Annotated in this window: 8 protein-coding genes; all 8 read right to left on the bottom strand. The window is 45.1% G+C overall.

Annotated features, from left to right (window positions below; all coding sequences use genetic code 11):
• Nucleotides 1–185: 185 nt before the first annotated feature.
• Nucleotides 186–1,619, bottom strand: coding sequence for an aspartate ammonia-lyase (locus QVO39_RS09030; RefSeq protein ID WP_021903891.1), 1,434 nt, complete (start codon nt 1,617–1,619; stop codon nt 186–188).
• A gap of 127 nt (nt 1,620–1,746) precedes the next feature.
• A complete protein-coding gene (locus tag QVO39_RS09025) occupies nt 1,747–2,997 on the bottom strand; it encodes a DUF1015 domain-containing protein (protein ID WP_018028155.1) in 1,251 nt (416 codons plus the stop codon).
• Nucleotides 2,998–3,089: 92 nt separating this feature from the next.
• Nucleotides 3,090–4,013: an NAD(P)-dependent oxidoreductase gene (locus tag QVO39_RS09020; RefSeq protein WP_018028154.1), complete on the bottom strand. Its 924-nt coding sequence runs from the start codon at nt 4,011–4,013 to the stop codon at nt 3,090–3,092.
• 110 nt (nt 4,014–4,123) lie between these two features.
• A complete protein-coding gene (gene serC / locus QVO39_RS09015; RefSeq protein WP_021903890.1) occupies nt 4,124–5,188 on the bottom strand; it encodes a 3-phosphoserine/phosphohydroxythreonine transaminase in 1,065 nt (354 codons plus the stop codon).
• A gap of 169 nt (nt 5,189–5,357) precedes the next feature.
• On the bottom strand, nt 5,358–5,891 hold the full coding sequence (locus tag QVO39_RS09010) for a ribosome maturation factor RimM (protein ID WP_021903889.1): 534 nt from the start codon (nt 5,889–5,891) through the stop codon (nt 5,358–5,360).
• 13 nt (nt 5,892–5,904) lie between these two features.
• On the bottom strand, nt 5,905–7,212 hold the full coding sequence (murA, locus tag QVO39_RS09005) for a UDP-N-acetylglucosamine 1-carboxyvinyltransferase (protein ID WP_021903888.1): 1,308 nt from the start codon (nt 7,210–7,212) through the stop codon (nt 5,905–5,907).
• A 29-nt stretch (nt 7,213–7,241) separates the two neighbouring features.
• Nucleotides 7,242–7,880: a DUF4290 domain-containing protein gene (locus QVO39_RS09000; RefSeq protein WP_021903887.1), complete on the bottom strand. Its 639-nt coding sequence runs from the start codon at nt 7,878–7,880 to the stop codon at nt 7,242–7,244.
• A gap of 5 nt (nt 7,881–7,885) precedes the next feature.
• Nucleotides 7,886–8,017 (bottom strand): hypothetical protein (locus QVO39_RS08995; RefSeq protein ID WP_288171981.1); only part of this gene is annotated, 132 nt, incomplete at its 5' end.

Here is an 8,017-nt window from a genome sequence, read left to right as displayed (position 1 = left end):
TGGGGCTTACACACTTTTTAGGGACAGTATCAAGCAACGCCGCAGATCGACTTCGTGCAACAGTCTCTGATTGATTCTAATCGCTTAGTCCTAGCTACTGGCTTTCGGTGGAAAGTGTAAAAAATAGGGGTGGCATGTCTATGACACACCACCCCTATGGCAGTATCCATTATGTGGATATAGGATTAGTCCTCGAAGTTTTTGAGAGGCTTGATATCTAGACGTACTGGCTTGATTAGGTTTTCTGGTGCTAGTATTTGGTCTAGTTGCTCCTTGGAGAGGATGCCCTTTTCTAGTACAATCTCCACGATGCCTTTGCCGGTGTTGATCGCTTCCTTGGCAATCTTAGTAGAGTTTTTGTAGCCGATGTATGGGTTAAGTGCCGTAACAACACCAATGCTACTATGTACTTGCTCTTCGGTAATGTTTTTATTGGCAGTAATGCCATCGATACAGAGTGTGCGAAGAGTATCGCAAGCCTCTACCAATAGGCGAGCACTTTCAAAGCAGCACTGTGCCATAATAGGCTCCATGGCATTGAGCTCCATCTGTGATGCCTCGCCAGCCATGGTGACGCACATGTCGTTGCCAATGATCTTCATAGCAACTTGAGTCACCACCTCTGGGATCACTGGATTGACCTTACCAGGCATGATGCTGGATCCTGGCTGACGTGCAGGAAGGTTGATCTCGCTAAGTCCTGCTCTTGGGCCACTGGATAGGATACGAAGGTCGTTGGATATCTTGCTGAGCTTTACAGCGATTCGCTTGATGGCTCCAGAGAAGCCAATCATGTGTGAGGTATCGGAAGTGGCAGCAACCATATCCTTGGCCATCTTCACCTTCCACCCAGTGATCTCACTCAATGCTTCGGCACACGCCTCGCGATAGCCAGGCACTGAGCAGATACCTGTACCGATAGCAGTGGACCCCATGTTGTTTACCAATAGTTGGTCGCAAGCATGCTTAAGGTTGGGTAGCTCTTCCTCCAGAATGGAAGCAAACGCGTTGAAGGTCTGACCTAAGGTCATAGGCACTGCATCTTGTAGCTGAGTGCGCCCCATCTTGATGATCTTCTTAAACTCTTTTCCTTTGGCTTTGAAGCTCTTGATCAGATCTTCAATGTGAGGAATCATCTCTACATAGGTGGTATAAAGACCTAAGTGGATGGCTGTTGGGTAAGCGTCATTCGTAGACTGTGATAGATTGGTATGGTCGTTAGGGCTGAGGTGTTTGTAGTCGCCTCTCCCGTAGCCCATAATCTCTAGGGCACGGTTGGTGATGACTTCATTGGCATTCATATTGGTGGAAGTACCTGCACCTCCCTGAAACATATCTACCACAAAGTGCTCGTGATGCTTGCCAGCCAGGATTTCGTCACAAGCTTGCTCAATAGCTTTAGCTTGCTTATCGGTGAGTAGGCCCAGCTTATGATTGGCCATCGCTGCCCCTTTCTTGGTAAGAGCTAGTCCCTCAACGAAGTGTGGATAATCGTTGATTTTGAATGGCGAAAACTTAAAGTTGTCAATGGCACGTGCCGTTTGTACACCATATAGGTGGCTATTATCTAGCTCCACCTCGCCTAGTAGGTCGCTCTCTACTCTCTTTTTTGATGACATAATAATATTGCGAAATAGTAATAAATATAGAAAGTGAGCACAGTCCCCGCGGTGGGGAGTGTGTCACTTTCTCTTTGTTTGGTATTTAGATATAATAAATTCCTGCTAATCGTAGCATAGCTGCTGCTTACTCCTCCTCTAATGAGTGGATAACTAGTCCGGAGCGCAGTTTTGGCTCGAACCAAGTGGTCTTTGGAGGCATGATATTACCAGTATCGGCAATATTGATAAGCTGATCCATAGTCACTGGATAGAGTGCTAGGGCAGCGATCATCTCTCCACTATCTACACGGCGCTTGAGCTCCTCTAGTCCGCGGATACCGCCTACAAAGTCAACTCTGTTGCTGGTACGAAGATCCTGAATATCTAGAAGGTCGCGAAGGATGTAATCACTTGAAATGGTTACGTCGAGGACACCAATTGGATCATTATCATCATAAGTGCCTTCCTTAGCGGTTAGTGAATACCAGTGACCACCGAGGTAAAGTGAGAAGTTGTGTAGTTTATTGGGGTGATAGATATTAGTTCCCTTATCTTCAACCACAAACTTATCCTTTAGCTTCTCTAGGAATTGAGCGGGAGTCATTCCGTTCAGATCCTTTACCACACGATTGTAGTCTATGATGTGTAGGTGGCTTGCTGGGAAGCAAACAGCCATAAAGTAGTTGTACTCCTCATTGCCAGTGTGGTTGGGGTTTTGCTTACGCTTTTCATCACCAACAAGTGCGGCAGCTGCAGATCTGTGGTGTCCATCAGCGATGTACATGTAAGGGATCTCCTTGAAAGCCTTGGTGATGGTCTCAATGTCCTTATCGTCACTAATCACCCAGAAGGTGTGTCCAAATCCATCTATATCAGCAACAAAGTCGTACTCTGGAGTAGTTTTTTTGTACTTGTCAATGATGCCCTGTAGGGTGGTATTATCCTCAAATGCAAAGAATACAGGCTCTACGTTGGCATTGTTGACGCGCACGTGCTTCATACGATCTTCCTCTTTATCCTTACGAGTAAGTTCGTGTTTCTTGATCCTGCCTTGCATATAGTCATCTACGTAAGCACCAAGTACGATACCATACTGTGTCCTACCATCCATAGTCTGTGCATAGATGTAGTAGCATGGCTTTTCGTCTTTTACGAGCCACCCTTTCTCTTGGAATAGTGCAAATTGCTTTGCAGCCATCTCATACACATCCTCATCGTGCTCGTCCTTTCCCACAGGGAAGTTGATCTCAGGGCGGATTATGTGGTAAAGCGACATCTCATTGCCCTCTGCCTCCTTGCGAGCTTCGTCGGAATTCAGTACATCATAAGGGCGAGAATTAACCTTTTCTACTAGGTTTTTTGGAGGGCGAATGCCTCTAAATGGTTTAACGATCATATCTTTCTTATTTGTATTGAGGAGTGAGGGGTAGGTAGATGGAGTGCGACTTTTTTAGCCATCACTCCATCTGCTTACCTTACTACTATGATTTACTTATTTACTCTGAACTTTTCGTTGCCAGTAAGAAGATAGCTAGCGATTTGAGAAGCAGCAGCCATACCGGCATTGATATTAGCCTCTGCGGTTTGTGCACCCATCTTCTTGGCAGTTGAGAAGTACTGCTTACCAAACTTCTCTATGATCTCAGCCTCTGCATCTGGCTTCACGTCGGTGAGGTAGCTAAGGTCTGGACGCTCTGCTAGTACCTTCATGAGGTCAGCCTCATTGATAAGGTCTTTACGAGCAATATTTACTAGGATAGCCCCCTTTGGCATAGCGCTCATTAGCTCATAATTGATCATGCCCTTGGTATTAGCTGCAGATGGCATAGCAAGTACCATGATGTCGCAAACCTCAAACATTGCCTTGCGATTTACGAAGAACTCATAGCCATCCTTAAAGAAATAGTCTGCTGGGGTTGAACGGCTGTATGCATATACGTGCATACCGAAGCCCTGAGCGATACGAGCAGCATTTTCACCGATATTACCATAGCTCATCACACCTAGGCGCTTACCCATAAGCTCGCTACCGGACGCTCCAGTGAAGTTCTTACGCACATGATAGAGTAGCATGCCAAATACGAGCTCCGCTACAGCGTTGGCGTTTTGTCCAGGGGTGTTCATCACTACTACATTGTGCTTTGTAGCTGCATCACAGTCTACGTTGTCGTATCCTGCACCAGCACGCACTACGATCTTAAGGTTCTTAGCAGCCTCAATTACTTCTGCATCTACCTTGTCGCTACGTACGATCATAGCGTCAACGTCCTTTACAGCGTCTAGTAGTTGGCTTTTATCTGTGTACTTCTCTAGCAGTACAAGTTCAAGACCGTTATTCTCAATGATGCCTCTAATCTTCTCTACAGCTACAGGTGCAAATGGTTTTTCAGTAGCGATTAATACTTTTGCCATAATTTCTATATTCGTTATTTAGTGTATTTGGTATTTTGATATAAACCGCGTCCACGGAGCAGTGGTCATGACCACTGCTCCATAGATGCGGCATTAATGATTGACTGTGATCAGATCTTCTTCTCAAACTCCTTCATCACATCTATCAGAGCCTTTACGCTCTCGATAGGAAGTGCGTTGTATGTAGAGGCACGGAAACCACCAACAGAGCGGTGACCCTTAATACCCATCATACCACGAGAAGTAGCTAGGTCTAGGAAGTCCTTCTCAAGCTCCTTGTACTCATCCTTCATCACGAAGCAGATGTTCATAAGTGAACGATCTTGCTCACGAGCAGTACCACGGAAGATCTTAGAGCTATCAATAGCATCATAAAGAAGAGCAGCCTTCTCCTCATTTCTCTTCTGCATTGCAGGGATACCACCTAGGCTCTTGTACCATTTAAGGGTTTGAAGAGCTACATAGATTGGGAATACTGGAGGAGTGTTGAACATGCTACCCTTGTCAATATGAGTCTGGTAGTTGAGCATAGTAGGAAGGTCACGATCTACCTTACCAACAGCATCCTTCTTTACTACTGCGAAAGTAACACCTGCAGGGGCAAGGTTCTTCTGTGCTCCACCATAGATAAGGTCGTACTTAGATACGTCTACTGGACGGCTAAAGATATCAGAAGACATATCGCAGATAAGAGGTACACTAACCTCTGGATCCTTCTTGATCTCTGTACCATATATGGTGTTATTGGAAGTGTAGTGGAAGTAATCTACATCACCTGGCACGGTGTACTCAGGGATATGAGTGTAGTTGTCGTCCTTAGAGCTTGCTACTACTACTACCTCACCTACGCGCTTAGCCTCCTTGATGGCCTTGCTTGACCATGTGCCTGTATCTAGATAGGCAGCTTTCTTATTAAGGAAGTTGAGTGCACTCATGTAGAATTGTAGGCTAGCACCACCTCCAACGAAAACAACCTCGTGTGTCTCAGGAACGTCTAGAAGCTCCTTGAAGAGGGCTACGGTCTCGTCCATTACAGCAACGAACTCCTTACCTCTGTGAGATACCTCTAGGATTGAAAGGCCAGTACCTGCAAAGTTTTCAACTGCCTTGCCAGCCTCTTTGATTACTCCCTCATTTAGGATTGAGGGACCAGCATAAAAATTGTGCTTTTTCATTGTCACAGTGTTTCTTAAAGTGTGAATAAACGATAATGATTTTATATTCGATGATAAAGGTACCCAATACCTTTCAAATAACCTTGAGAATGTGCCAAACCTTGCAAAATAACATCTTTTTGACCCCCTTCTCACTGTTTTTATTAAGAATGAAGTGGGTAAAGATGGGTTAAAGCTCAAGTAGCTCCATAGGGAAGTTTAGAGTTAGTTTTCTACTTTCCTCGTCAAGTTCTATTAGCCACTCAGGGGTAAGTGGTATAGGTACTTGCTTATTGTTTTTTGCAAGCTCTACAAGGAGCAAGATATTGGTTGTGGTACTATCTATTGCTACTATTTCTCCAATCACCTCTCCATTATCATGTAGTAGGCTGTAACCAATGAGTTTTGAAATATCAGGCGCTTCGCCCATTGGTAGTTCTTTCTTAAGGATCATAAGATCACAGCCTACGAAGGGCTCCGCCTCGCATAGGTTGTGTAGCTCTTGGAGCATAATAATTAATTGCTCTGCACTTCCCCTCACCTGCTCCACACGATAGGGGATAGGTATCTCATCAATCACAGGAAATAGAAACTCAGGCAGTATCTCCTCGTATGTTGGCGAAGAGAGTGCCACCAAAAGCTCCCCTTGGTATCCGTGCGTCCTACGTACCTTTCCGTAAAGGGTTAGATCATTACCTTCTATTGTAGGGTAGGGGTTGAGCATACTCCTTATATATTTATACGCGGGTGATGGCTGCTCCTAATTGATTGAGTCGTTTATCAATAAATTGATAGCCCCTATCGATTTGGTCAATATTATTGATTCTACTAGTTCCATCGGCCGACATCGCTGCGATGAGTAGTGCAATCCCAGCACGGATATCTGGCGAAACCATTATGCCGCCCCTGAGCTTAAACTTACGGTCAAGCCCTATCACTGTAGCTCTGTGGGGGTCGCAAAGTATAATTTGAGCTCCCATATCAATCAACTTATCTACAAAGAATAGGCGGCTCTCAAACATCTTCTGGTGGATCAATACACTACCTCTTGCCTGTGTGGCGGTAACAAGTAGTACACTCAAAAGGTCTGGTGTAAGTCCTGGCCAAGGTGCATCGGCAATGGTCATGATAGAGCCATCCATAAAGCTCTCTATCTCATAATGGTCGTGTGCTGGTACATAGAGGTCATTATCTCGCTCTTCAACGGTAATACCCAATCGCCTGAAGGCATTGGGGATGATACCTAATTCGTGTACATCGGCCTCCTTAATGGTAATCTCCGACCCTGTCATAGCTGCCATTCCGATAAAGCTACCCACCTCAATCATATCAGGCAAAAGCCTATGCTGTGTACCTCCTAAGCTCTCCACACCAGTGATGGTAAGTAGGTTGCTCCCGATACCTTCAATTTTTGCTCCCATCCGTACAAGCATCCGGCAAAGCTGCTGAATATATGGTTCACAGGCAGCGTGATATATAGTGGTAGTACCTTCTGTAAGAACTGCCGCCATAATGATGTTGGCGGTACCAGTTACAGAAGCCTCCTCAAGTAGCATGTAGGTACCCCGCATTGGCTTCTCTGCCTCTATCGTAAAGAGTTCCTTTTGAGCGTCGTACTTCATCTGAGCACCAAGGTCTATAAATCCTTGGAAGTGAGTATCTAGCCTTCGTCTTCCTATCTTATCGCCACCAGGTTTGCCTATCAATGCTTTCTTGAACCTAGCTAAAAGCGGTCCAATGAGAAGCACACTACCTCGAAGCTTTCCACTTGCCTCTAGGAAAGCCTTAGAGTAGGCAAAGTCTAGGTTGATATTATCGGCCTTGAAAGAATATGTGTCCGCTGTCAGTTTCTTTACCTGCACCCCCATATCCATTAGGAGCTGGATCAAGTTATTGACGTCCAAGATATCAGGGATATTGCTGATCTGCACCTCCTCTTTAGTGAGAAGCACTGCCGAAATAACTTGCAGGGCTTCATTCTTTGCTCCTTGTGGATGGATATTACCACGGAGTTGGTGACCACCCTCTACAACAAACGAACTCATAGTACTTTAATATTTAATAGATGATGTAATTACCTCCTCTTCCTACGGTTGTTTTTATTCCTTTTCATCGTGTAGGTTCGGTTCTCCTTTTGTGGAGCTTGAGACGCGAATTCCTTAGCATCGGGTAGCTGACAAGTTAGCTCATCCAAATATATTTTCCCCTCCGATAGCTCATAGAGATCTGAGAAAATCTTAGCATTGGCTACGCTGTCCTTATTCCACTGCATATAGCTACGTTTCATCTGCAAGGCGGTTTCCTTTGCCAATGCATCACGCTCTTCTCCCTCTGGCAGTGCCAATACTGCTTGTATCATTCGCTCAATAATCCTACCATAGTGCCTATAGAGAGGTTTTTGTTGGTGGTCATTATCTAGCGCACATTTTATCTGCGAGTGATACTCCTCTTTTGAGGTCACCTGATAGGGGAAGTCAATATCCAGTTTGAAGTCCGACATAATGTATAGGTGATCCCACAACACTTGCATATGATCTTCCCGCTCCTTATCACGGGTTGAGACCATATCCATCGTAGCTATAATTGACTCTGCACAGCGCTGCCTCTCCGCTTCGTCCTTCAAAGTCAAGCAGTAATCTACCATATTTTGGATATGCCTCCCATATTCAGGTAGGATCAGAGGCTTTGAAAGTGTATTGTAGCTTTTATCCATAGGTGTTACAGTTCATTGACGCGCCCTTGAATAGACTTAGAGGCTTCCTCATATCCAGGCTTATTCAGCAGTGCAAACATATTCTTTTTGTAGGCTTCTACACCTGGTTGATCAAATGGATTGACCCCAGTGAGGTA

Source organism: Porphyromonas sp. CAG:1061, from assembly GCF_000435035.1.
Lineage (GTDB): Bacteria > Bacteroidota > Bacteroidia > Bacteroidales > Porphyromonadaceae > Porphyromonas_A > Porphyromonas_A somerae.
This window is presented reverse-complemented; position numbering and strand designations above follow the sequence as displayed.

Coding starts and splice junctions, on each gene's coding strand:
- QVO39_RS09030 (WP_021903891.1), bottom strand. CDS start 1,619: ATGTCATCAAAAAAGAGAGTAGAGAGCGACCTACTAGGCGAGGTGGAG.
- QVO39_RS09025 (WP_018028155.1), bottom strand. CDS start 2,997: ATGATCGTTAAACCATTTAGAGGCATTCGCCCTCCAAAAAACCTAGTA.
- QVO39_RS09020 (WP_018028154.1), bottom strand. CDS start 4,013: ATGGCAAAAGTATTAATCGCTACTGAAAAACCATTTGCACCTGTAGCT.
- serC (WP_021903890.1), bottom strand. CDS start 5,188: ATGAAAAAGCACAATTTTTATGCTGGTCCCTCAATCCTAAATGAGGGA.
- QVO39_RS09010 (WP_021903889.1), bottom strand. CDS start 5,891: ATGCTCAACCCCTACCCTACAATAGAAGGTAATGATCTAACCCTTTAC.
- murA (WP_021903888.1), bottom strand. CDS start 7,212: ATGAGTTCGTTTGTTGTAGAGGGTGGTCACCAACTCCGTGGTAATATC.
- QVO39_RS09000 (WP_021903887.1), bottom strand. CDS start 7,880: ATGGATAAAAGCTACAATACACTTTCAAAGCCTCTGATCCTACCTGAA.